We start from the raw sequence: 23,910 nt of genomic DNA, 5'->3' as shown, positions 1-23,910 counted from the left end.
TTATATATTGGTTAATTATTCACTCGTTAATTATTCAGGAAAACTGATCTTGCCCATCGATATGGAAGGCACACCGGGATGATCGCCATATGAGGTCTTCCCTCCGGCCACAGCTTCATTTGCCAGGACAGCAAATAGCACAGCCTCTTTAGAATCAGGGTCAATACCCAAATCTGAGGTCAGTTTTAGTTTGAGGCCAAAATGATCCTCAACATACTTTACAAGAAGCGGGTTGTACATCCCTCCTCCGCTTAAATAAATTTCAAATGCTCCCTTGCCTGTTACACACTCAGAAATTGCCATAATGATCCCTCTTGCCGAGAAAGCCGCCAGAGTTGCCATGACATCTTCATTCGAAGCGTTTTCAATGCCGCATTTCAAAAGGGCATTGTTCAGGTAGCTTAAACTGAAAAGCTCCGGCCCTGTAGTTTTAGGGAAGCCAGCTTTATAAAAGGGATGATCAAGCAGGGCTTCCAACAACTGCTCATTTGCCTTACCTGCTGAAGCTATTTCTGCATTTTTATCATAATATTTACCTGGATATTTTAACTGGATAAACTGGTCCATCAGGGTATTCCCAGGACCAACATCGGATGAGAAAAAACCCGTTGAATGTCCGGATGGCAGAAAAGTAAAATTCGCAATACCCCCGATATTTAACATGATCCTGTTTTCATCCTGGCTGGAAAAGATCAGGTAATCACCATACACTGCTAATGGAGCTCCTTCACCTCCTACTGCAACATGCTTCTGCCTGAAATCACTTATAGTTATTATCCCGGTTTTCACAGCAAGATGATCGCCATCCCCGATCTGAAGGGTAGCATTTGAAAATTTGGCGATCCCATGCTGGTGCTTTGGAGCATGATAAATAGTTTGTCCATGGCTAGCGATAAGGTCGATCTCTGTTGCAGCTATACCCCATTCCTTCAAACACTCCAGAACCAGTTCAGCATAATAGCTGCCAATAAAATCGTTTAATAATGTTACCTGTTCAAGGTTTGCAATTTTTTTTGCGAAAACAGCTTTGAGTTCCTCCTTAAAATCAGATTTGTATTCCTTCGTAGTAAATTTCCTAACCTTAACACTGGTTGCCAATCCGCTGCCCTGGAATTCACACAAAGCGATATCCAAACCGTCAAAAGAGGTCCCCGACATTAATCCTATGATATTCCTTACCGGCTTACCGCCAATCTTATAAATGGCTTCAATATTGTTATTCATGCAATTAAACTGACTATTAACTATTTACCCCAAAAACAGCAGCACATATTTCTCTCCTGATCAACAGGATAAAGAGCCTCATAAATCTAATAATAAAAATAATTTTATTTGCGGTTTTTAAATTAAATCCTGCAAAAACCTGCAATGTTGTTCCGGAGCTATATTTGGGTTTTCATCTATGGAAAATCGCAGGAACAAGCATGAATGGTAGTATTGGCTTTTTAAGAAAAGAGATAGAAATCTGGCAGAAGACGCTTTAGCATAGATTCAGCCAGCCTTTACGGGGGATCCACCTTCAAAATACCTTTTTCTTCATCAATCTCAGGGATCAGACCATCATTCAGGGGAATCATGATCTCTTGATATTGATAGGGAACTACTCCAATGAACTGCTACGGATATTCATGAATTTCGATGATCGCTCTCGCAACCGCACAGTGTATTCCTTTTCAGTTACTCCCCCAGATACAGATCGATCAGCCCCTCGGGAAGGTCTACTTTAAGGATCCCATTTTCCTCATCGATCTCAACAATAAGATCATCATTCAGGGGAAACATGATCTCTTTAAATTTATAGGAAACAACAGCCACAAATTGCTGTGGATACTCATGAATTTCGATGATCTCACCCAGTTCACCCGCGGTTTCATCATGAACGATAAAACCTTTAAGATCGGTGATCAGGAATTCATCATCCTCCCTGACAGGCTTTAAATTATTTGGTAAGTAAAGCTTTTTCCGGATGAGAGCTTGAGCCTTTTCAATGGTATCAATATCATCGAAATAAAAATTGCCTGTCTGGTTATTTTGTAATTTATAGGTAGAAATGAAGAAGGGTACCAGCTTGCCATTGATCTCGGCAAAAACTGAATCAAGCGGAAGATCAGCAGGATCCTCATATTCAAAATAAACCTGTACCTCACCCTTTAAACCCTTGGTTTTAGTGATATAGCCTATATAAAAACAATCCTCAATCTTCATAGCGGTAAAACAGGAACGTCATTGCTGATGCACCTTTTTGGGTTTTCAATAAAGAAAACACATCGGTAAACATCTGCAATGACGTTATTTATTTTAATGATTTAACAGAAACTATACTGCCTTTTCGTCAGATGGAGCCTCTTCAGATGCTTCAGCAGCAGGTGCTTCTTCAGCGGCAGCTACTTCTGCAACTGGTGCTGCTTCTTCAACTACTGGTGCTGCTTCTTCAACTACCGGAGCTGCTTCAACTTCAGCTACTGGTGATTCTTCAACTTCTTCTGCAGGAGGAGTATTTTTGGCAATAATTGCAGCCGCCATTTCTTCCTTCTTCTTAGCTTCAGCTATTAAAGTAGCTTTCTTAATTTCTTCTTTAGATTTAGTCAGACTGTCTTTTTTACCTTCAATCTTACCAGCTTTTCCTTCTAACCACTGAGCAAACTTTGCTTCAGCTTGTTCTTCAGTTAAAGCGCCTTTTTTAACACCACCTTCAAGATGTTTCTTGTATAAAATACCTTTGTATGAAAGTATTGCACGACAAGTATCTGTAGGCTGAGCTCCTTTGTTAACCCAATCCAATGCTTTTTCGAAATTGATTTCAATTGTAGCCGGATTTGTGTTTGGATTGTAAGAACCTAATCTTTCGATGAATTTACCATCTCTTGGAGCACGAGCGTCTGCTACCACTACGTGATAAAAAGGTTTTCCCTTTTTACCGAATCTTTGCAATCTGATTTTAGTTGCCATTTTTCAAGTTTTATGTATTCAACATATTCCCGGAGTCTATTCTGCGGGGTTGCAAAGATATAAAAAAATAACATTTAAAAAATGGAATTCCCTATTTTTGAGACATGTCTGAAAGAAAACCCCGAATTGCAGTGGATATGGACGAAGTTATTGCCGATCCGCTATCTAAATTTATAAGTCTCTACAACCGTGATTACGGTATTCCCCTTGATCTTCAAATACTTCCCGGAAACGAGATGTACCACCATGTTCCAGAAAATATTAAAATGAAATTATGGGATTACATCAATGAAAAAGGCTTTTTCAGAGATCTGGCAGTACTGCCCGACAGCGTGGAAGTACTAAAACAGCTTCAGGAAAAGTATGATATTTTCATTGTTTCTGCTGCGATGGAATTCCCGAATTCACTACAGGATAAGTATGAATGGCTGGCTGAACATTTTCCGTTCATCGGATGGCAAAATATTATCTTTTGCGGACACAAGATCGTAAATGTTGACATTCTGATTGATGACCGCATCAAAAATTTTGTAGATTTTGACGGAAGAAAGCTGCTCTTCTCATCTCCTCATAACATGTTATTGACCGGATACGAACGGGTAAATAATTGGAAAGAGGTGGGGGAGAAATTATTATAATGAAGCACTTCATTGCACAGCACCTCACCGGATCAAGTCCGGTGTGACTAAATGCAATATATTTTAAATTAAAGCTAACATTTCATGTATTTTAACATCTAAAAATAAAAAAGCGATGATAGCAGTTACTACAAACGAACTTGAAGGAAAAAAAATAGTTAAGTACATCGGAATTGTGACCGGTGAAGCCATTATTGGTGCAAACATTGTCAAAGATTTCTTTGCAGGGATCAGAGATATCGTTGGCGGAAGATCCGGATCTTACGAAGAGGGATTGCGTGAAGCAAAAGATATTGCTCTGCGTGAAATGCAAGAGCAGGCAGCTCGTTTAGGAGCAAATGCGGTTATTGGCGTTGACCTTGATTATGAAACCCTTGGAAGTAATGGCAGCATGCTGATGGTTAGTGCATCGGGTACGGCGGTAATTATTGAAGATCGCACCGCACCGGATCAAGTCCGGTGAGACATTCATTGTAAAATAAAGCAAATTCTGTTATTACGGATCAAGCCCGGTGTGACGGTAATAGCGGTATGATGATATTACGTGTCAGTCCGGACTTGATCCGGACTCAATATAATCAATCAGCGAGTGGATCACCTTAATGTGAATCTCCTGTGCCCTGTCGGCATACTCTGATTTGGGCGCGCGAATCTCTACATCACAAAGCCCGGCCATACGGCCACCATCTTTACCGGTTAAACCGATCACTTTCATTCCCTTATTTCTTGCGGCCTCAATAGCTTTCAAAACATTTTCAGAGTTACCGCTAGTGCTGATTGCAAAAAGCACATCGCCTTTTCGTCCGATAGCCTCAACCATTCTTGAAAAAACAAAAGCATACCCATAATCATTTGCCACACAACTAAGATGTGAAGGATCAGAAATTGCGATGGCAGGATATGCAGGCCTGTCGTTTCTGTACCTGCCCGATAGTTCTTCCGCGAAATGCATGGCATCACTCATGGAACCACCATTGCCACATGAAATAACCTGGCCTCCCGACTTAATAGCATCCACTAAGATCTTTCCTGCTGATTCAATAGTGCTGAAATTGTCGGGATCAGAAATGAATTTATCCAGTACTTCTCTGGCTTCAATAAAATGTTGTTTAATTCTATCCATCAGGGATTCACAAATTTATAAACAGCTCCTTTTGTTCCTTTTGGGCCCACATCCTGGTTGGTTAGGACATACAGCTCGGCCTCATTATCCTCAGCAAATCCCAGGATCTTTAAGTCGCCCGTTGGTTTGCCTGTAAGTTCAATATTCCCGCGGGTCCATGTTTGACCTTTCTGCTCCAGAAAGAACAGCGGACCAGTCCAGTCTCCAAAAATATATTTTCCTGAAAGTTCCTTTATTGCCGCTCCATTATAAATATATCCCCCGGTTATGCTGATACCCAGTTCATGCTCATATTCATTGATTGGCAATTTAAGTCCCTCCGTTTTACAATCTGCTTCCGGATCAAAACAATGAGTGGCTTCCATGATCTTCCAGCCATAATTCCCGCCCTTTTCGATGATATTAACCTCTTCAAACTTATTTTGACCAACATCAGCTGCAAAAAGCTGCCCTGTTTTTCTGTCGAAGGAGAATCTCCAGGGATTACGCAAACCATAAGCCCAGATCTCTGGTTTTGCCTGTTTTCCAACAAAAGGATTATCCTGAGGAATCTTATACGAACTGTCTGAATTTACATCGATCCTTAGAATCTTTCCCAGCAAAGTGTTCATATTCTGTCCGTTACCAGATTCTCCATGTTTATCACCTGCACCACCACCATCACCCAGTCCGATGTATAAATAACCATCCGGACCGAATTTAAGATCCCCGCCATTATGATTGCTTTCTGGCTGATGAATGGTCAATAAGACTCTTTCTGATGCGGCATCTGCTTTAAAGGGGTCTGAAGATGTACTAAATTCAGAAACTACCGACTGATGATCACTTCCGGCTTCAGAGGCGGGAGCACTATAATAAACATAGAATTTTTTATTGCTGGCGTATTCAGGGTGAAGAGCAATACCCAATAGACCTCGTTCATCATAAGCACCGCTCAATTTGACAAGCTTATTCTGCAAATCAAGAAATGGTACCTGGAGGAGATCCTTGTCTTTCAGAACCCTGATCTGTCCGGTTTGTTCACCTATGAGCATTGTTCCATCCGGAGTAAATGCTGCAGTAACCGGGGAATGAAGCCCATCAGCAATTTTCTGGATCTTAAGTGAAAGAGCTGGCCCATCTGCCTTTTTAGGCGATGGTGCTGAACATCCCATTCCTAATACAAAAACCATGTAAATCAGGAAATTGAACTTCTTCATAGACTTCATATTAAAGTTAAATTAAGAATTAATTAAATTTAATCCTGATGTTCAAGTATTAAAACCCGGTGCTCAAAAATGCAGAAATTAGCAATTTCTCAATTATAGAGATAAAATATCAACGATCTTTAAAAGCTCTGAATTCACATCCTTGTTATGTTTGATAGCGCTGCTAAATGGAGTGAAATGTATCTTTTGATTCACGATTCCAATCATTTCACAGGTTCTTCCTTCCATCAGGGATTCAACGGCTGCTACACCTAACCTGCTCGCCAACACCCTGTCCATACAAGATGGGGGCCCACCTCTTTGAATATGACCTAAAATAGAAACTCTGGTATCAATACCCGGAAACTTATCTTTTACAACTTTCGCTATTTCAAAAGCACCGCCGGCATCATCACCTTCAGCAACAATGATGATCTTGGAAGATTTATCCTTCCTGCTTATTCCCAATCGATGGATCAATGCACTCACATCCGTCTTTGTTTCCGGGATTAAAATTGCCTCAGCACCGGAACCGATCCCGCTTCTTAAGGCAATCAAACCAGAATCTCTTCCCATAACCTCAACAATAAAAAGACGGTCATGCGACTCAGCGGTATCGCGTATCTTATCTACCGCATCGATAACGGTATTAATAGCAGTATCATAGCCAATAGTAAAGTCGGTACCCATCAGATCATTATCAATGGTTCCGGGAAGTCCTATAACAGGAATATTAAACTCTTCATGAAAAATATTGGCTCCTGTAAACGTACCATCACCACCAATAGCAACAATGGCATCTATTCCGTTTTTCTTTATCTGCTCGTAAGCCTTAACCCTGCCTTCTTTTGTACGGAACTCATCACTTCTGGCTGTTTTCAATACTGTTCCACCACGCTGAATGATGTTGGCAACTGATTTTCTTTCCATCGGTTTAAATTCACCACTGATCATTCCATCATATCCACGCAAAATACCTGTAACGTTCAGATCATAATACAATCCGGTTCTGACAACCGCACGAATTGCTGCATTCATCCCTGGCGAATCACCTCCGGATGTAAAAACTCCAATATTTTTAATGTTTGCTTTGTTCATTTTATTATTTTTTTCCAAAAGCGATCTTGCCGCTCTCTAAAAATTTTGTGTAATTATTTACATCAAGGTTAAAAGCCTGTGGCGGAACTAACACATTTCCGTCATGATCGGCAATCACATAATATGGCTGTGAGTTGGTCCCGAATTTAGAGGCCTGAAAATCACTCCACTTTTGTCCTATAGAATTAACTTTTTTTCCACTGAAAGCTGATTCGTACTTCTCTTCCTGACTTAGCTCTGTTTTATCATCAACATACAAAGATATCAAAACATAATCTTCGCGAAGACGACGCAAAACTTCTTTATCCGGCCATACACTAGCCTCCATTTTACGGCAATTAGTACAACTCCAGCCAGTAAAGTCGATTAATATGGGCTTATTTACGGTTTTGGCATAGGCAAGGCCCTGCTCATAATCATAAAATGCATCCAGACCATGTGGTGCATGGAATAATCCGGCATATTTCTTTCCGGATGTTTCTGCCTTCGCTGTAGTAGTCCCGGTATTCGAATAAAGATCGAAATCCTGAGTCGACTGCGGAGGAAGCCATGCACTAATTCCTTTCAATGGTGCCCCCCATAAACCAGGAACCATATAAATGGTGAATCCCAGAATAAACATGGCGAAGAATAACCTCGGCAATGAAAGAAAGTTTATTTCAGAATCATGAGATAAACGAATCTTACCAAGCAAATAAAGTGCCCACATTCCAAAAACAACGATCCAGATTATCAGAAATACATCTCTGTTGAAAATACCCCAATGATAAGCAAGGTCAACATTCGATAAAAACTTAAAAGCAAGCGCAATCTCCAGAAAACCGAGGGATACCTTCACGGTGTTTAACCAGCCACCTGATTTAGGCATCTCTTTTAACCAGGATGGGAATATTGCAAACAGGGTAAAAGGAATTGCCAATGCAGAGGAAAATCCAAGCATTCCGATCGCAGGGCCAAGGTAGGAGCCTTTTGAAACAGCATCTACTAGGAGTGTGCCGATGATCGGACCTGTACAAGAAAAAGAAACAAGGGCTAGCGTAAAGGCCATAAAAAACAAGCCCATAAAGCCGCTTTGATTCGACTTTTCATCCATTTTATTGACCAGAGAAGAAGGAAGGGTAATCTCAAATGCTCCGAGAAAGGAAATTCCAAAAATGATAAGAGCAACAAAGAATAAAAGATTAAATGTAGCACTGCTGGCAGCTTCATTCAAGGCAGAAGCACCGAAGATCAGGGTAATTAATAATCCCAGGGCAACATAAATAATTATAATTGAGAGCCCATATATGATGGCACTTCTAATTCCCTTTGCCCTTGAACCGGATTGTTTGGTGAAAAAAGATACCGTCATTGGGATCATCGGGTAAATACATGGCATAAAAAATGCCGCAAGACCACCAATAAAACCGGCAATGAAAATAGCCCATAAAGAACTTTCAGCAGCTGTTTTTTCTGAAACTAAAGCTGGAACAGCCGGACTAATATCCTTGCTGGAGGCTGTATCTTCCACCAGCGGCGCCAAAGAAGAACTGTCAGGAGCAACACTCTCTGAAGCTATCCCAACACCGGGACCTGCATTAAGGGGAATCTGAAATTCAACTTCAGCAGGAGGCAGGCAACGCTGATCGTCACAAACCATAAATTCAAGTACTCCTGAAACAGTTGTTACAGGTTTATTTAGGCTGATACGCTGTTTAAAAACTACCTGATCTTTATGCCAGGCTATTTCCATGTTGAAATTCTTATCAAAAGCAGTTACAGGCTTTGGGCTTTCAGAAACTTTACCAATAAGCTTGTAGGCAGAGGATGGGCTGAATTTAAAGGAGGTTGGAATTGGTCCGCCTTCTTCAATAAACTGAGAATAAAGATGCCATCCTTTATCAATTTTCGCTGTAATGATCAGATCAAATTCTTTATCATTAATTTTTTCAGATGAATAAGACCATTTTACAGGGTCGAATATTTTGGCATTAGGATCAGGAAACTGAGCCTGAGCAGCAAAGTAAAAAAACAGTAATACTATTCCCAAAAGTTTCTTCATGTTCATATTAATTTAAAAACTCAATTTCCTTATTATTAAAAATTCTTGTCTCATCTTCTGTTTCCAGAATGAGCTGTCCAATTTCAGTAATACCTATAATCTTTCCGCTTTGAATCTTTCCATCAAATTTGAAAGGAGCCCATTCGTCTCTAAGATATAGCTGATGCTGATATTCTTCATTGATCTTTATAAATGATCCCGCCTTTAGCTGGAGATATCTGGCTTCAACAGAACTGCAAATTTCGCCTAATAATCCAATTAAGTGGTAATCCTGATGTAATTCTTGTTTCAGTGAAGTAATATTTTTAAGATTTGCCGGAAAATCCACCTGATTCACATTCAGGCCTATCCCAATTATGGCATGCCTTATCTTATTACCCTGAACAATATTTTCAATCAGCATTCCACCAACTTTTTTATTACTGATATAAAGATCATTGGGCCATTTTATGAAAGCACTATGAGGGAAGTATTTTTTCAAAACATCATTTAAAGCTATGCTGATTGCTTTATTGAGTTCAAACTGCCTATCAACCGGAAGAAAAAATGGGTTTAACAGGATGCTAAATGTAAGATTCTTGCCAGGCTCACTTTGCCATGAATTTTCAGCCTGGCCTCTTCCGGCAAATTGCTTCTCTGCCAATATAACAGTACCATCCAATAATGGCGTAGATTTTGACACAGCATCCTTAAGAAAGGTATTTGTTGAGTCTACCTCATTTAACGTAATTAGATTGTGACCAACAAATAGTCCTGAAAAAGTATTATTTTGCAATGAAGATTTGCTTTATATAATTTATCAAAACTAAATTTTTTTAATGGTAAAAAATAAAAATGCTCAAGAATCAACCTCCATCTCTGAATTTGTTGTTCATGGGATACAGGAGAAAAAAGGAAACGAAATTGTACGTCTTGACTTAAGAAATATTCACAGCTCGGTTGCCGATTACTTTGTAGTTTGCCATGCTGAGTCATCCACCCAAATAAAGGCTATTGCCCAAAGTGTTGAAGAGGAAGTTTTTAAAGCCCTTAAACTTGAACCCTGGAGAAAAGAAGGATATCAGCAAGCCGATTGGATCATTCTTGATTATGTCGATGTTGTAGTTCATATTTTCAAAACTGACAAGCGGGAGTATTACGGAATTGAAGATCTTTGGGGAGATGCAGAAATGCAATCATATAAAAGTGCATAAACCTTTTTAGGTTAATGTTCGTTAACATCTAAATACATATTGCGATAAAATGAAAGAAAGTAACTCTGATACGAAAAAACCTATAAAAAAAATTCCAGGAAAGAAGATCGTACCTAAACCGCCTAAGTTTAATATTATGTGGCTATACGCCGTCATCATATTGGGCTTATTCGTTGTTCAGTACATGTTCAGCGGAAATAATGCAAAAACGATCAGCTATCAGAAGTTCGAATCTGAAATGCTGAAGACCGGCGACGTTGAAAAGCTTGTGGCATATAAGAATGGCGATCTTTATAACATAGATGTTTACATCAAGAAAGATCGTTTAGATCAAAAAAAATACGAAGACGTTAAATCAAAGAGTAGTTTCAATGCTTCACCCACAGGTCCTCAGTATACTTTTACTGCAGCAACCTACGAAAGTTTTGAAACTAAATTCATCGAAGCTCAGAAAGATCTTCCGGCTGACCAGCGTACACCAATAGTAACAGAATCAAGAGAAAGTCCATGGGCAGGTTGGTTCATGTCATTTATTTTACCTGTGCTTCTGCTTGTTGGTTTCTGGGTATTTATTATGAAACGTATGGGCGGTGGCGCCGGTGGTGGCGGTGGTGGTCAGATATTCAATATCGGAAAATCCAAGGCTACACTATTCGATAAAGAATCTCAGGTAACTATCACATTCAATGATGTTGCCGGACTTGAAGAGGCAAAACAGGAGGTGATGGAGATCGTAGATTTTCTAAAAAATCCTAAAAAATATACCAATCTGGGAGGTAAGATCCCTAAAGGTGCCCTTCTGATCGGTGCACCGGGTACCGGTAAAACCCTGATGGCAAAAGCAGTAGCAGGTGAAGCTCAGGTTCCATTCTTCTCGCTTTCAGGTTCAGACTTTGTTGAAATGTTTGTTGGTGTTGGTGCATCACGTGTTCGGGATCTCTTCAAACAAGCGAAAGAAAAAGCTCCGTGTATCATATTTATTGATGAGATAGATGCCATTGGACGGGCCCGCGGAAAAAACAATATTGTTGGTGGAAATGATGAAAGAGAAAATACACTGAACCAGTTACTGGTTGAGATGGATGGTTTTGGAACAGACTCCGGAATTATTATTCTGGCAGCGACAAACAGACCGGATGTATTGGATACAGCTTTACTTCGTCCGGGACGATTTGACCGTCAGATATCCATTGATAAGCCGGATCTGGTTGGCCGTGAGCAGATATTTAAAGTTCACTTAAAACCTTTAAAGCTTGCTGAAGGTGTAGATGCGAAGAAATTATCCGCACAAACCCCTGGTTTTGCAGGTGCTGAAATTGCGAATGTTTGTAATGAGGCAGCCCTGATCGCCGCCCGTCGTAATAAGGAAGCTGTAGATATGCAGGATTTCCAGGATGCAGTGGATCGTGTGATCGGCGGATTAGAGAAAAAGAATAAGATCATATCTCCGGAAGAAAAAAGAATTGTAGCTTATCATGAGGCGGGTCACGCAATTGCGGGATGGTTCCTTGAGCATGCTGATCCATTGGTGAAGGTTTCGATCGTTCCACGTGGTGTTGCAGCACTTGGATATGCGCAGTATCTGCCAAAAGAACAGTTCTTATACACCACAGAACAATTGATTGACGGTATGTGCATGACATTGGGTGGCCGTGTAGCCGAAGACCTTGTGTTCAATAAAATATCGACTGGTGCCCAGAATGACCTGGAGCGTATTACAAAATTATCCTATGCCATGGTTACTATCTATGGTATGAACGATAAGGTAGGTAATGTTTCCTTCAATGATACACAAGGTGAATACCAGTTCAATAAGCCGTATTCGGAAAAAACATCCGAAATGATTGACATTGAAGTTCGTAATCAGATTGATAAAGCCTATCAGCGTACCAAGCAGTTACTTACTGATAAACGTGACGGACTGGAAAAACTGGCTGAAAAACTGCTTGAAAAAGAGATCCTTTTCCAATCAGATCTTGAGGAAATATTAGGAAAACGTCCGTTTGACAATCGTACAACGTATGATGAATTTGTTAACGGAATTGAACCTAAAGTTGAAAAGGAGCCAATAGAGCATGAAGGCATGGTAGATCATAACATCGATCTTCCTGAAAACAGATCAACACAGGATTAAAATAAATCATTCTATGATCAGGAAATCTGAATATATAAATATGTTCAGATTTCCTGATTTAAAATACCGGTGTTCATGAAAGAAACAACTTCTAGAGAAAAGATGTTGAAGAAGATCCGAAAGGCTCTGCTTGAAAAACGCGATAACCCCTATCCTAATTTAGAAGACACCTCTCTTTACGAAGAATATTCCGGCCATCTGGATGTTCTTTTTGCCGGACAATTAAGTGCTGTTTCAGGAAATTTTGTTTTCTGCGAAGATGAAATTCAGCTCATCGAAAATCTGCTACATCTTGCTGAAGAAAAAAGCTGGCGCAAGATCTATGCATGGGAGCCAAGGTTACAGTCGATGTTAAGCACCTATGAATTTCCATTTTACAGCACTGACACTGATTTTTTAAGTGCGGATGTAGGTATCACCTTATGCGAATCACTGATTGCCCGCAATGGTAGTGTACTGATCTCCAATGGAACAGAGGCTGGAAGAAGATTAAGTATATTCCCCCATATACACATCGTAATTGCCTATACTTCACAATTAGTCCTCGATCTGAAAGATGGATTTAAACTTTTGAAGGATAAATATCCTGAAAGCCTGCCAAGTATGGTATCAAATATAACCGGCCCGAGCCGCACTGCAGATATAGAAAAAACACTTGTATTAGGTGCTCACGGACCTAAAGAGCTTTATGTCTTTTTGCTGGAGGATTGATAAATAAACAATAAATCTCAATTCTGATATCTCCCAACTATTTCGAATCGACTGAATTTATAAGCAAAACCGGATTTTCAGGTTTTTCGGATCAGATGTTACTGATCATTTTAACCTTAAGGTCATAGGAGCCATTAACGTGTATACTTATTGATATACTCTGTGCAATGAAACCCGGGGAAATTATATCCAAAAGAAATTTTCCAGGGGGGAGTCCATTTAAACTAACCTTTCCACAAGGACCACATACTGCTGTTTTTCCAACACTATCAATACTAATCAATGCATTGCTTACAGGACGTCCGCTTTCAGAATGGACAACAGATAGGTTTAAATTACCAATTATTTGTTTTTCTGACGCAGCGAAAGCCTGAACATTATCAACAATAGTACTGGAATACACTAACTCTTCCTGAAGGACTAATGTATCAGAATCACGATTTAAATCTTTCATTTATAATAATTTTGCCGAATTAAAAATTTCAAGATGTTCTTCAAAGATAGGATATAGGATATCAAACATACATAATTATGAATTAGGTCTTGTAATTTTGATACTTAAAAAATTAAGTATTTTTGTTATAATTAAAAAAATAATCCCTTTTATGAGATCAATTTTAATTTAATTATAAAGAACAGTCCTGAATTATTTAGAGATGCAATATTTTAATTTAAAAAGAATATGTACCTTTAATACAATAAACCAATATAGTATTCAGTATAATTTCTTTTAATGAGCACTAGAATCAAGTCTATAATCGTTGGGACGGGTAGTTTTGTACCTGTTAATATCATTTCAAACAATGACTTTTTAGAACATCGTTTTTACGAAAAAAATGGAGAACCCATTTTACGTGAGAATTCTGAGGTGATCCAGAAATTTCAGGACATCACAGAAATCGAGGAGCGCCGTTATGCAAATAAAGAGCATATGGCTTCTGATCTGGGCTATTTTGCCGCCTTAAATGCCATTGAAAGTTCAGGAATTGATCCGGAAACATTAGATTATATCATTGTTGCACACAACTTTGGTGACATAGCACCTGGAAGTACCCGGGTGGATGTATTGCCAACCCTTGGATCAAGGATCAAGCATAAACTGGGAATAAAAAACCCTGATTGTGTGGCCTACGATCTTCCCTTCGGTTGTCCCGGATGGCTGCAGGGAATGATACAAGCTGATTATTATATCCGATCTGGTGATGCTAAGCGCGTATTAATTATTGGTACAGAAACCTTATCCAGGGTTACTGACCCTCATGACAGAGACAGTATGATCTATGCCGACGGTTCAGGTGCAACCATCCTGGAAGGAAAAATTACAGACAATGAAGGGATATTAGCACATAAAACACAAACTCATACCTCAGCTGAGGCCTATTATCTGTATTCAGGTGGCTCAAGCAACCCTGATCTTATAACAGATGACCAATTCATCAAAATGGATGGTCGGAAAATTTATGAATATGCCTTAAAGAATGTCCCTCTGGTTATTCAGCAAACTCTTGACAAATCGGGTACAGATGTGCGGGATGTCAAAAAAGTATTGGTTCATCAGGCAAACGGAAAAATGGACGAGGCTATTCTTAAAAGGCTGTTCAAAATGAATGGAATTACGGATGCACCTATGGATGTGATGCCAATGACCATTGCAAATTTCGGCAATAGCTCGGTAGCAACCGTCCCGACATTATTGGATATGATCTTAAAAAACAAACTAGATGGGCATCAGATCAACAAAGGAGATACTGTTGTATTTACATCGGTAGGTTCGGGGATGAACATAAACTCAATGGTTTATCGTTTTTAAGCAAAGTTTTTTTCGCTTTAAACTTTAGGCTCTTAAAGCCTTTAGCTTAATCCCCCACACGCTTTAATCCTTCTTTCGCCCTATTCTCAATACTGTTTTCATAATCATGATCCTTCATGTTTATTGCAACATTATAGAACTGCTTTGCGCGAATTTTATTCTTATTCATTTCATATATCATTCCACTTCTGAGAGCCGAATTGGAGGCAAAGTAATAAGGTTCATTTTTACCAAGATCAATTGCTTTCTGATAATATTTCAATGCCAACTCATTTTTAGAAGTCAGATCATATATACGTCCCATCCGGTAATTAAACTCGATCTTATACATTAGATTTTTGAAATCATTAGTTGTTTTACCTGATAACTGAGACATAGCCCTTTCATAATTCCCGCCATCAGACAACAATCTGGCTTTAAGCAAACCAATATCTGGAATGCCGTAGTTTACTTCCCTCATTGCCTGTTTATCTCTTCCACTAAATTCATAGCCTTTTTGCTTTACTTCTTCAACATAATATTGATACGCTTTCGCATTACCCCTGATCAATTCCAGCCATGCCAGCTGCAAATAAGTATCCTTGATCAGATTTACTCCCTTATAGCCTTTTAGATAAGTATTAAAACTAAGCGCCGCGGTCGGATCAAGGTTCTGCATTTTTGCTATCCCACTCAAATAGTCAAGATAAGGATATGACGGATAAACCGGTCCGGATGGCTTTTTATTCAGTTCCACCAATGAATTTCTTGTATTACCCATCTTAACTCCTGCATATGCCCTGATATAGGTCCTCAATAAGCTTTCGCGATCCATATCCTCCGTATTCTTCATGATCTTACTATAGTTTGCAGGATCAGGTACAATATCCGTTTGAATAATAGAATAGTAAAAAACAGTCTCATCGTAAAAATGAGCATAGGATGAACCTGGCAGTTTTTCAATAAGGCTTTCCATCATCCTGATCCCTGTTTTGGTATCTCCACGAATTCCGAATGCAGACAAAGCCTTTCTCATACCATCGGGAATTGAGCCCAAAACAGCATTGATCATTCCAAGATTTTTTTGATTTGGAAGAAATTCGGGGAATTTTTTTGCATTTTCTTGTAATTGGCTATAAGCTCTGTTGACTTCTATTGATGCTGTGAAATATTCCTTTGCGCGACTTCGGCTTAACGCAAACTGAAGGTTTATTTCTGCCAATGCAAAAAGATAATAGGGTGAGCCTTTGTCGTCCTTTTCTATTCGGCTGATACGCTCACTCTTTCTATCCTTAAATCGTTCAAAATCAGTCTTATTTTCAGTGGTCATCAGACTGAAATAATCCACATAGTTATCAAGCAGATAAGGGATTGAGTTGGAGGGATTCTTTCTTTTTTCAGCACTGATCAGAATTCGCGCCGTATTTAGCTTCAATGAAAGGATATTTTGATATGCGTTGATACAATTTGCGTTGAAATCAAAATTGGCCTGCGCCACCTGACTGAAACATAGGAAAACAAGAATGATAAATGCTCTGGATATTATCATAGGACAAAATTAAACTATTAGGGCAAAAAAAAAGCGATCAGGAATCCTGATCGCTTAAAATATTATAATGATGCTTAAACGGCTGCTGCTACTTCTTCTTCAGCAAAACCTTCATCAACAATGATTCTACCACAATGCTCGCAAACAATAATGCGTTTACGCTGACGGATATCCAATTGTCTTTGTGGCGGGATCTGATTAAAACATCCTGAACATGAGTCACGTTTAATGGTAACTACTGCAAGACCATTTTTTGCATTTCTGCGCAAACGGTGATATGCGATCAAAAGACGTTCTTCAATGTGTTTTTCAGCTTCTTCGGCTTTTGCCAGGATACTTACTTCATCTTTTTCAGTTTCAGCAGTGATCGTATCTAATTCAGCTTTCTTTAGCTCAAGGTCTTTTTTACGTTCAGTAATAACAGCCAGAGCCTTTTCGTAGATCTCAGTTTTGTTTTGGATCTCGAATGAAAATTCTTTGATCTTTTTCTCAGAAACCTGAATCTCTAAACCCTGAATTTCGATCTCTTTAGAGATCGCATCATATTCACGGTTATTCTTTACATCAGCAAGCTGAGTCTCATACTTCTTTGTAGCAGCAAGAGCCTCTTTAATCATGTTCTTGCGGGTTACGATCGAATCCTCAAGTTCATCAAGCTCTGCTTTTATTTTCTGTATCCGGGTCTCTAAACCTGCAACTTCATCTTCAAGGTCTGCAACCTCCATTGGAAGTTCACCTCTTGTCTGACGGATCTTGTCGATCTGCGTGTGAAGTGTTTGAAGTTCGAATAATGCTTTTAATTTATCTTCTACTGATTGTTCCATTAAATCAAATAATTTATGGGGTTTGTGTTCTGTGATGTTAAACGGAGGGCAAAGTTACGAAATTTTTCTGTAATTAATTCCAACAATAATTCCTGCGTAAACTGCTCACTCTCAAAATGTCCAACATCAGCAATAATTAGTTTTCCCTCCGAATCAAAAAACTCGTGATATTTAAAATCCGCAGTAATAAAAATATCAGCCCCGGCATATATTGCATTTTGCAAAAGAAAGCTCCCTGAGCCACCGCAAACCGCCACTCTCCTGATCTTCTTTGATCTTAATCCTGTATGACGAATGACCTTCGCGCCTAATCTTTCTTTAACAAATTTTAAAAACTCCAGTTCATCCCAATCCGATTCCAGATTGCCGATCATTCCTGATCCAACCTCTTGAAAACCATTACTTAGAGGATATATATCATAGGCAACTTCTTCATATGGGTGCACCTCAACCAGCGAAGCAAGGATTCTGCGCTCCATATTTAACGGATAGATAACCTCAATCCTGACTTCCTGTTCATGGTGCTGCTTACCGATTTCACCAACATAAGGATCTGAACCAGCACCAGCCTTAAAAGTACCAGTGCCCTCCACATTAAAACTGCATTCTGAATAATTTCCGATCATTCCGGCACCCGCCTCAAAAATTGCTCTGCGCACATTATCTGCATCTGCAATAGGGCAAAACGTAACCAGTTTTTTCAGAATACCCTCTTTAACTTTCAATATGCTACCATTCCGGATATCCAGTTTATCACATATTTTCCTGTTCACACCATGCATAACATGATCCAGGTTAGTGTGGATCGCATAAATGGCAATATCATGCCTGATCGCTTTCATCACTACGCGCTCCACATAACTGTTTCCATTAAACTTTTTAAGGCCCTTGAAAACAATGGGATGGTGAGAAATGATCAGATTGAAACCCAGCTGAATAGCTTCATCAACAACCGCCTCTGTGCAATCCAAAGAGATCAGGGCACCAGATACTTCCATGTTTTGATTTCCAACAATCAACCCTGAATTATCATAGTCTTCCTGATAAGACAGTGGTGCGATCTCTTCAAGAAAAGAAGTTAGTTCTCTTAATTTCATATACAAAGATACCCTATAAGTTTAACCAGCTCCAAATCCGGATGATCAGACTAATAAGAATGCTGAACAGGATCATTGTGGTAAAAGGTATATAAAGCCTGAAACCCGGCCGCTCTATCCTGAGATCGCCAGGTAGGTTTCCTACCCAGTTTAATTTATCGTGGAAAAAATAGATCAGTATACCAATAAAAAATATCAGTAATCCAGCCAGTATAAAAATCTTTCCCGTCCCGCTATTCATTAATTAAATAGGATTCTCCGGTGGATAAAACATCATTTTAACAAGCTGGGCACTTTCATTTGCAGCCTTACGGTTATACTCAAAGGTAAGAGCTTTATGGTTAATGATATCTACAATTGTCCCGATAAAACATAAACCGGCTGTCAGAATATACAGAATGCCCATACCCATATTACCTATGATAAAACGTTGTATTCCGGCAATACCCAAAAATCCAAGCAGCGTGAAAAGAAGGATCTCCTGAGGATCTTTACGGCGGGTTGAATAAAATGCAACGAAGTTCTGTGACTGCCGCTCATCCATTCCAGTTAAAATCTGCCTTAAATAGGAATATTCATCAGGGCCCATGCCCTTTAAATTAACTAGTGGGTCTCTTTCCATGTTGGAACTGTTTTGTTATATCTAAATTTAAAAGGAAATTATTTAATAACTGCATGATCCTGTAAATCAGGATCATTAATGCCGGAATCCCAAACCAATGCTGACCAAATGAAAGTACAGGATCACCATGAAGCATATATCTTATTGACCGGCCTAATCCGCATCCGGGACACCAGCTGAAGCCCAAATTATCGAGAGGGCATAAAGAAGAATGGGAAGAACCAGAGGTCTCAGTGAATGTAAGGAACAATAAAGCTCCCAACCAAACAATTAATTCCACAGGCAATTTTTTCAGCATCTGATTCTTTTGAAATATAAGAGCCATGCATTCCGGATATGTTACTATCCTCTTGTGCTTTTACCGAAAATACGATTTAACATTAAGAAATCAGACACCATTCCTTTACGATAAACCTCCGCGACAAATATTTAGCGCTTAAATAGTATATTTGAGCCGAAAATCAGGGCGTGAATATTCGGGATATTTTAATTCAGTATAAATCGGACCCCCGCATTGCCATCCTGGCAGAAACCCTTAATAAAGGTAGAAAAACACGGGTTCATTTAAAAGGTCTCATCGGGTCAAGTGATTCGGTCATTGCGATAGCTACGTACTTTTTACTTCACAGGCACATGATCTTTGTTCTGCCGGAACGTGAAGAAGCAGCGTATTTTTTAAGCGACCTTGAAAGCCTTCTTGAAAAAGAGGTTTTGTTTTTCCCTTCATCATTCAGAAAATCATTTGAATTTACTCAGGTCGACAGTAGCAATGTTTTGCAGCGTGCTGAAGTTTTAAACGAACTGAATCATGCCAGTGAATTCGGAAAAATAATAGTTACCTATCCGGAGGCCTTAGCAGAAAAGGTCATCGATCGGCAGGCACTCGAAAAAAACACGCTTGAAATTTCTGTAGGGAACAAACTGAGCATTGAATTCATCAATGAATTTTTGATAGAATATGATTTTGATCGGGTAGATTTTGTTTATGAACCGGGACAGTTTTCCGTTCGTGGAGGCATAGTAGATATCTTTTCCTTCTCACATGATCTTCCTTACAGAATAGAATTCTTTGCTGATTATATTGAAAGCATACGCACCTTTGAAATTGAGGATCAGCTTTCTGTTGAACAGGTTAAAAGCATCACTGTTGTTCCTAATGTTCAGTCGAAATTCCTGACAGATCACAATATATCCCTGCTTGAATACATTGATCAGGATAGCATCATCTGGTTTAAGGATGTGGAATTCACTCTTGACATTGTAAAAACAGGCTTTAAAAAAGCTGTTGAGTTCTGGAATGCATTAGCTGCAGAAGATAAGAAGCAAAATCCTCAGTGGATCGATCCGAAATTCAATTTCACAGATGAAAAAATGCTGGCTGACCAGCTTAAAGATTTCGATCTGCTTGAATTTGGAAAACAGTTTTTTTACGAGGCAGACGAAACCATTCAGTTCGATACAAAACCGCAGCCATCTTTCAATAAGGATTTTAATCTGCTCATTCATAACTTCAAAGAGAATGAAAAGGCAGGTGTAGAAAACCTGATCTTTACTGATTCAACCAAACAGATAGAACGTTTATACAGCATTTTTGAAGATTTAAAAGCTGGAATTCAATTCAAACCGATCCACCTGTCGCTAAGGGAAGGTTTTATTGATCATGGCCAAAAGCTAGCCTGCTATACTGACCATCAGATCTTCGACCGATATTATAAATACAAATTAAAGAAAGGTTATATCAGAAGTCAGGCTATCACCCTGAAGGAACTTCGTGATCTGAAACCCGGAGATTTCATCACACATATAGACCATGGAATAGGTAAATATGCGGGCCTTGAAAAGGTTGACGTGAATGGCAGATCACAGGAAATGATCCGTCTGGTTTATGCTGATAATGATCTGCTTTATGTAAATATAAATTCTCTGAACCGCATCTCTAAATATTCGGGAAAAGAAGGAACGGTTCCAAGAATGAACAAGCTTGGAACAGATACCTGGGAGAAGCTGAAGAAAACCACTAAAAAAAAAGTTAAAGATATTGCCCGCGATCTGATCAAGCTTTATGCGATCCGAAAGTCACAGACCGGCACCGCATTTTTACCCGATACCTACCTGCAGACCGAACTTGAAGCATCTTTCATCTATGAAGATACTCCCGACCAGGTTAAAGCTACCGCCGATGTCAAAAAGGATATGGAATCAGCTCATCCTATGGACAGGCTGGTTTGTGGTGATGTTGGGTTCGGAAAAACTGAGATCGCTATACGTGCGGCATTTAAAGCCGTGACTGACAGCAAGCAGGTTGCTATTCTGGTTCCCACTACCATTCTGGCATTACAGCATTTTAAAACCTTCACTTCGCGTTTAAAAGATTTTCCTTGTAACATCGATTATATCAACCGGTTTAAATCAGCGAAGCAGATCAGGGAAACCCTCGAAAAACTTGCACAAGGTAAGGTCGATATTATTATAGGTACACACAGAATTGTAAGTAAAGATGTAAAATTCAAAGATCTGGGTTTACTGATCATTGATGAAGAACAGAAATTTGGTGTAGGGGTTAAGGAAAAACTAAAGCAGTTCAGAGCAAATGTGGATACCTTAACATTAACGGCAACTCCAATTCCGCGTACTCTTCATTTTTCATTGATGGGAGCCCGGGATCTGAGCATTATCAGCACTCCTCCGCCTAACAGGCAACCAGTTGTTACTGAACTTCATGTTTTCAATGAAAAGCTGATAAAAGAAGCAGTAGAGTTCGAGATCGATCGTGGCGGACAGATCTTTTTCATACATAACAGGGTTCAGGACCTGATGCAGCTTGGCGGACTTATCAATACTCTGGTGCCAAAGGCAAGGATCGGAATTGCCCATGGGCAGCTGGAAGGTGATGCCCTGGAAGACGTGATGCTTAAATTTGTTGGCGGTGAATACGATGTGCTGGTTGCCACAACCATCATTGAAGCCGGACTTGACATCGCTAATGCAAATACCATTCTGATCAACCATGCACATATGTTTGGCTTGAGTGATCTGCATCAGATGCGCGGCCGTGTAGGACGTTCCAATAAAAAAGCCTTTTGCTATCTTTTAAGTCCGCCGCTATCAACCCTCACCAATGAAGCCCGCAAACGACTGAGTGCTATTGAAGAGTTTTCAGATCTTGGCAGCGGATTTAATGTGGCAATGCGCGATCTGGATATCCGCGGAAGCGGAAATCTGCTAGGAGCAGAACAAAGCGGATTCATTGCTGAAATTGGTTTTGAGATGTACCATAAGATCCTGGATGAAGCCATTCAGGAGTTGAAAGATGATGAATTCAAAAATCTGTTCAGTGATGAAAAACCAAGGCCATTCATATCATTTACCCATGTAGATACTGATCTGGAGGTAATGATACCAGATGAATATGTGACCAATATAGCAGAACGATACAATTTATACACTGAGCTTTCAAACATAGAAGACGAACTGGCACTGGATGCTTTCAGGCAGAAAATGGCCGATCGATTCGGACCTGTTCCTCAGCAGGTGATCGAGCTGATCAATACCTGGCGACTGCAGCATCTTGGTAAAATGATTGGCTTTGAGAAGATCTCATTTAAAAAAGGCGTATTAAGAGGATACTTTCTAACCAATAAGCAATCGGCTTATTTTGAAACCGAACAGTTTGGCCGGGTACTTTCGTTTTTGCAGGCACATCCCCGAATCAGCAACCTGAAAGAAGTTAAAAACACACTTCGCTTAGCCATTGAGCATGTACAAACGCTGGATATTGCCATTGAAATGCTTCAGGAAATAGCACTGATACCCGAAAAAATTTAGTTGCCTAACTGAAAGGTTATAGGTAAAGTATAAGAGGTTCTCACAGGCTTCCCATTAGCATATCCCGGTTTCCAGAGAGGGCTTAATTTTAGTACACGTATTGCTTCCTCATCACAGCCACCTCCAATTCCGCGGATCACTTTAAAATCAGTCAGGCTACCATTTTTTTCAACAATAAAGCCAATGTAAACCTTCCCCTGAATATTGTTCTCTCTGGCACGGGCAGGATATCTGAGTCTGGAGCCCAGAAATCTTCCCAATGCTTTTTGTCCGCCCTGATATTCTGGAGCTAACTCAACATTTCCAAGATCGTATAACTTCCCTTCATACCTTGATCCTTCATTCTCAGATTCAGATACAGCAGGAGAAAGAATGTCCTTCTCGGATGAATTTACGGCTGGGCTAAGTTCATTTTCAACAAACAAAGAGGTATCTATCTGAGAAAAACGGGGTGATTGAACAAGGTTCTTTATTTCCAGCTCCCTTAGTGAACTGATCTTACCTTCCTCGTTAATGGTCATTTCATACTTGATATCTGCTGACACTTCCAGATTGCGGGAAGGTTGAAAATAACTTACTTTTGTCCAGTAGCTTGCGATCAGTTCATTTCCGCTCCGGTCATAATCAAGAGTGGAAACGATCCAGTTCAAATCCAGGTTCTTCATATCAGCCATGCGCTTCCAATGAATGTTCTTAATTCTCTGATATGTTAGATTGTGGTAGTTGTAATAAGTACGGGTTATAGATGGAAAATAGCTTGGCGGATCAAAATAACCCTTTTTCTGATCAGTGTAAAAAACCTCTATAAACTTGATCAGGGAGCTTCTTACTTCTTCATCACCCATTGCGGAATTCTCATTCAGAACATCTGAGCTATCTTCAACAGAAACTGTTTTTATTTCTTCTTTTCCCGAAAAAACACTGGCCGCATCATCTACATAAAAGGTGAGATAACCCATGATCATAATAACAAGGCCAAGGCCAATACCCATATACAATAATGAGCGATCTGCTTTGGGTTGGTTATCCGCTCCGGGATCGTTATGTCTGTTAAATTTCTGCTCCATGAATTTTCGGATTCTACTGGAGTTTAAATAAAAATCGTTCCAATTTTACGATTATGATCAAAA

The 23,910-nt window shown here is 39.6% G+C and carries 23 protein-coding genes; 7 read left to right on the top strand and 16 right to left on the bottom strand.

The window, feature by feature from the left end; genetic code table 11:
* Positions 1-30: 30 nt before the first annotated feature.
* The 3 genes from BLR27_RS07990 to BLR27_RS07980 all read right to left on the bottom strand — a co-directional run bounded on the left by BLR27_RS07990 (position 31) and on the right by BLR27_RS07980 (position 2,949).
* Entirely contained in the window at positions 31-1,224 is a 1,194-nt protein-coding gene (locus BLR27_RS07990; protein WP_090703324.1) for an anhydro-N-acetylmuramic acid kinase, read from the bottom strand.
* Positions 1,225-1,677: 453 nt separating this feature from the next.
* Positions 1,678-2,205 carry a ribosome maturation factor RimM gene (rimM, locus tag BLR27_RS07985; RefSeq protein ID WP_090703320.1) on the bottom strand — a complete coding sequence of 176 codons (528 nt, stop codon included), beginning with the start codon at positions 2,203-2,205 and terminating at the stop codon, positions 1,678-1,680.
* A gap of 111 nt (positions 2,206-2,316) precedes the next feature.
* On the bottom strand, positions 2,317-2,949 hold the full coding sequence (locus BLR27_RS07980) for a 30S ribosomal protein S16 (protein ID WP_090703317.1): 633 nt from the start codon (positions 2,947-2,949) through the stop codon (positions 2,317-2,319).
* 104 nt (positions 2,950-3,053) lie between these two features.
* On the opposite strand from BLR27_RS07980, the gene BLR27_RS07975 reads away from it, so the two are divergent.
* Together BLR27_RS07975 and BLR27_RS07970 are read left to right on the top strand one after the other, a co-directional pair.
* A complete protein-coding gene (locus BLR27_RS07975; RefSeq protein WP_245704475.1) occupies positions 3,054-3,587 on the top strand; it encodes a 5' nucleotidase, NT5C type in 534 nt (177 codons plus the stop codon).
* A gap of 115 nt (positions 3,588-3,702) precedes the next feature.
* The gene (locus BLR27_RS07970; RefSeq protein ID WP_090703313.1) at positions 3,703-4,050 is read left to right on the top strand and encodes a heavy metal-binding domain-containing protein; all 348 of its coding nucleotides are present in this window, start codon (positions 3,703-3,705) and stop codon (positions 4,048-4,050) included.
* 84 nt (positions 4,051-4,134) lie between these two features.
* On the opposite strand, the gene lpcA is transcribed toward BLR27_RS07970, so the two are convergent.
* The 5 genes from lpcA to BLR27_RS07945 all read right to left on the bottom strand — a co-directional run bounded on the left by lpcA (position 4,135) and on the right by BLR27_RS07945 (position 9,811).
* Positions 4,135-4,710 (bottom strand): D-sedoheptulose 7-phosphate isomerase, encoded by a 576-nt coding sequence (gene lpcA, locus BLR27_RS07965; protein WP_090703309.1) that lies wholly within the window; start codon positions 4,708-4,710, stop codon positions 4,135-4,137.
* Positions 4,710-5,909, bottom strand: coding sequence for a PQQ-dependent sugar dehydrogenase (locus tag BLR27_RS07960; protein ID WP_176767637.1), 1,200 nt, complete (start codon positions 5,907-5,909; stop codon positions 4,710-4,712). Before BLR27_RS07960 ends, lpcA begins: the two co-directional genes overlap by 1 nt.
* Positions 5,910-6,011: 102 nt before the next feature.
* Entirely contained in the window at positions 6,012-6,995 is a 984-nt protein-coding gene (gene pfkA, locus BLR27_RS07955; protein WP_090703488.1) for a 6-phosphofructokinase, read from the bottom strand.
* Between the two features lie 4 nt (positions 6,996-6,999).
* Positions 7,000-9,036, bottom strand: a complete 2,037-nt coding sequence (locus BLR27_RS07950) for a protein-disulfide reductase DsbD family protein (RefSeq protein WP_090703491.1) — start codon at positions 9,034-9,036, stop codon at positions 7,000-7,002.
* 7 nt (positions 9,037-9,043) lie between these two features.
* Positions 9,044-9,811 (bottom strand): biotin--[acetyl-CoA-carboxylase] ligase, encoded by a 768-nt coding sequence (locus BLR27_RS07945; protein ID WP_090703300.1) that lies wholly within the window; start codon positions 9,809-9,811, stop codon positions 9,044-9,046.
* Between the two features lie 43 nt (positions 9,812-9,854).
* On the opposite strand from BLR27_RS07945, the gene rsfS reads away from it, so the two are divergent.
* The 3 genes from rsfS (at position 9,855) to BLR27_RS07930 (ending at position 13,074) form a co-directional block, all read left to right on the top strand.
* A complete protein-coding gene (gene rsfS, locus BLR27_RS07940; RefSeq protein WP_090703297.1) occupies positions 9,855-10,229 on the top strand; it encodes a ribosome silencing factor in 375 nt (124 codons plus the stop codon).
* Between the two features lie 49 nt (positions 10,230-10,278).
* Complete coding sequence (ftsH, locus tag BLR27_RS07935) at positions 10,279-12,363, top strand: ATP-dependent zinc metalloprotease FtsH (protein WP_090703294.1); 2,085 nt, start codon at positions 10,279-10,281, stop codon at positions 12,361-12,363.
* A 75-nt stretch (positions 12,364-12,438) separates the two neighbouring features.
* Positions 12,439-13,074 (top strand): LutC/YkgG family protein, encoded by a 636-nt coding sequence (locus BLR27_RS07930; RefSeq protein ID WP_090703291.1) that lies wholly within the window; start codon positions 12,439-12,441, stop codon positions 13,072-13,074.
* A gap of 91 nt (positions 13,075-13,165) precedes the next feature.
* Here BLR27_RS07930 and BLR27_RS07925 read toward each other — a convergent pair whose 3' ends face one another.
* On the bottom strand, positions 13,166-13,528 hold the full coding sequence (locus BLR27_RS07925; protein WP_090703287.1) for a carboxypeptidase-like regulatory domain-containing protein: 363 nt from the start codon (positions 13,526-13,528) through the stop codon (positions 13,166-13,168).
* A 279-nt stretch (positions 13,529-13,807) separates the two neighbouring features.
* Between BLR27_RS07925 and BLR27_RS07920 the strand changes: the two genes are divergently transcribed.
* A complete protein-coding gene (locus BLR27_RS07920; protein WP_090703284.1) occupies positions 13,808-14,884 on the top strand; it encodes a 3-oxoacyl-ACP synthase III family protein in 1,077 nt (358 codons plus the stop codon).
* 46 nt (positions 14,885-14,930) lie between these two features.
* On the opposite strand, the gene BLR27_RS07915 is transcribed toward BLR27_RS07920, so the two are convergent.
* From BLR27_RS07915 to BLR27_RS07890, 6 genes are all read right to left on the bottom strand, one after another.
* Entirely contained in the window at positions 14,931-16,412 is a 1,482-nt protein-coding gene (locus BLR27_RS07915) for a tetratricopeptide repeat protein (RefSeq protein WP_090703280.1), read from the bottom strand.
* Between the two features lie 74 nt (positions 16,413-16,486).
* Positions 16,487-17,236 (bottom strand): zinc ribbon domain-containing protein, encoded by a 750-nt coding sequence (locus BLR27_RS07910; RefSeq protein ID WP_090703275.1) that lies wholly within the window; start codon positions 17,234-17,236, stop codon positions 16,487-16,489.
* Positions 17,236-18,333 (bottom strand): Nif3-like dinuclear metal center hexameric protein, encoded by a 1,098-nt coding sequence (locus BLR27_RS07905; RefSeq protein WP_090703271.1) that lies wholly within the window; start codon positions 18,331-18,333, stop codon positions 17,236-17,238. Before BLR27_RS07905 ends, BLR27_RS07910 begins: the two co-directional genes overlap by 1 nt.
* A 13-nt stretch (positions 18,334-18,346) precedes the next feature.
* The gene (locus BLR27_RS07900; RefSeq protein WP_090703267.1) at positions 18,347-18,574 is read right to left on the bottom strand and encodes a DUF2905 domain-containing protein; all 228 of its coding nucleotides are present in this window, start codon (positions 18,572-18,574) and stop codon (positions 18,347-18,349) included.
* 3 nt (positions 18,575-18,577) lie between these two features.
* On the bottom strand, positions 18,578-18,955 hold the full coding sequence (locus tag BLR27_RS07895) for a TM2 domain-containing protein (RefSeq protein ID WP_090703264.1): 378 nt from the start codon (positions 18,953-18,955) through the stop codon (positions 18,578-18,580).
* Positions 18,933-19,280 (bottom strand): DUF2752 domain-containing protein, encoded by a 348-nt coding sequence (locus BLR27_RS07890; RefSeq protein ID WP_090703261.1) that lies wholly within the window; start codon positions 19,278-19,280, stop codon positions 18,933-18,935. The genes BLR27_RS07895 and BLR27_RS07890 overlap by 23 nt, the downstream gene beginning before the upstream one ends.
* Before the next feature lie 143 nt (positions 19,281-19,423).
* Here BLR27_RS07890 and mfd point away from each other — a divergent pair, with 143 nt between their 5' ends.
* Positions 19,424-22,780 (top strand): transcription-repair coupling factor, encoded by a 3,357-nt coding sequence (gene mfd, locus BLR27_RS07885; RefSeq protein ID WP_176767636.1) that lies wholly within the window; start codon positions 19,424-19,426, stop codon positions 22,778-22,780.
* Here mfd and BLR27_RS18725 read toward each other — a convergent pair.
* Entirely contained in the window at positions 22,777-23,847 is a 1,071-nt protein-coding gene (locus tag BLR27_RS18725) for an energy transducer TonB (RefSeq protein ID WP_245704474.1), read from the bottom strand. The genes mfd and BLR27_RS18725 overlap by 4 nt on opposite strands.
* Positions 23,848-23,910: the final 63 nt, after the last annotated feature.

Source organism: Daejeonella rubra (assembly GCF_900103545.1).
Taxonomy (GTDB): domain Bacteria; phylum Bacteroidota; class Bacteroidia; order Sphingobacteriales; family Sphingobacteriaceae; genus Daejeonella; species Daejeonella rubra.
Note: the sequence above shows the minus strand (reverse complement) of the source record. Positions and strands in the feature narration are given on the sequence as shown.

Bases quoted from the DNA above. Each gene is read 5' to 3' on its own strand.
- BLR27_RS07990 (WP_090703324.1), bottom strand. From the start codon at position 1,224: ATGAATAACAATATTGAAGCCATTTATAAGATTGGCGGTAAGCCGGTA.
- rimM (WP_090703320.1), bottom strand. From the start codon at position 2,205: ATGAAGATTGAGGATTGTTTTTATATAGGCTATATCACTAAAACCAAG.
- BLR27_RS07980 (WP_090703317.1), bottom strand. From the start codon at position 2,949: ATGGCAACTAAAATCAGATTGCAAAGATTCGGTAAAAAGGGAAAACCT.
- BLR27_RS07975 (WP_245704475.1), top strand. From the start codon at position 3,054: ATGTCTGAAAGAAAACCCCGAATTGCAGTGGATATGGACGAAGTTATT.
- BLR27_RS07970 (WP_090703313.1), top strand. From the start codon at position 3,703: ATGATAGCAGTTACTACAAACGAACTTGAAGGAAAAAAAATAGTTAAG.
- lpcA (WP_090703309.1), bottom strand. From the start codon at position 4,710: ATGGATAGAATTAAACAACATTTTATTGAAGCCAGAGAAGTACTGGAT.
- BLR27_RS07960 (WP_176767637.1), bottom strand. From the start codon at position 5,909: ATGAAGAAGTTCAATTTCCTGATTTACATGGTTTTTGTATTAGGAATG.
- pfkA (WP_090703488.1), bottom strand. From the start codon at position 6,995: ATGAACAAAGCAAACATTAAAAATATTGGAGTTTTTACATCCGGAGGT.
- BLR27_RS07950 (WP_090703491.1), bottom strand. From the start codon at position 9,036: ATGAAGAAACTTTTGGGAATAGTATTACTGTTTTTTTACTTTGCTGCT.
- rsfS (WP_090703297.1), top strand. From the start codon at position 9,855: ATGGTAAAAAATAAAAATGCTCAAGAATCAACCTCCATCTCTGAATTT.
- ftsH (WP_090703294.1), top strand. From the start codon at position 10,279: ATGAAAGAAAGTAACTCTGATACGAAAAAACCTATAAAAAAAATTCCA.
- BLR27_RS07930 (WP_090703291.1), top strand. From the start codon at position 12,439: ATGAAAGAAACAACTTCTAGAGAAAAGATGTTGAAGAAGATCCGAAAG.
- BLR27_RS07925 (WP_090703287.1), bottom strand. From the start codon at position 13,528: ATGAAAGATTTAAATCGTGATTCTGATACATTAGTCCTTCAGGAAGAG.
- BLR27_RS07920 (WP_090703284.1), top strand. From the start codon at position 13,808: ATGAGCACTAGAATCAAGTCTATAATCGTTGGGACGGGTAGTTTTGTA.
- BLR27_RS07915 (WP_090703280.1), bottom strand. From the start codon at position 16,412: ATGATAATATCCAGAGCATTTATCATTCTTGTTTTCCTATGTTTCAGT.
- BLR27_RS07910 (WP_090703275.1), bottom strand. From the start codon at position 17,236: ATGGAACAATCAGTAGAAGATAAATTAAAAGCATTATTCGAACTTCAA.
- BLR27_RS07905 (WP_090703271.1), bottom strand. From the start codon at position 18,333: ATGAAATTAAGAGAACTAACTTCTTTTCTTGAAGAGATCGCACCACTG.
- BLR27_RS07900 (WP_090703267.1), bottom strand. From the start codon at position 18,574: ATGAATAGCGGGACGGGAAAGATTTTTATACTGGCTGGATTACTGATA.
- BLR27_RS07895 (WP_090703264.1), bottom strand. From the start codon at position 18,955: ATGGAAAGAGACCCACTAGTTAATTTAAAGGGCATGGGCCCTGATGAA.
- BLR27_RS07890 (WP_090703261.1), bottom strand. From the start codon at position 19,280: ATGGCTCTTATATTTCAAAAGAATCAGATGCTGAAAAAATTGCCTGTG.
- BLR27_RS18725 (WP_245704474.1), bottom strand. From the start codon at position 23,847: ATGGAGCAGAAATTTAACAGACATAACGATCCCGGAGCGGATAACCAA.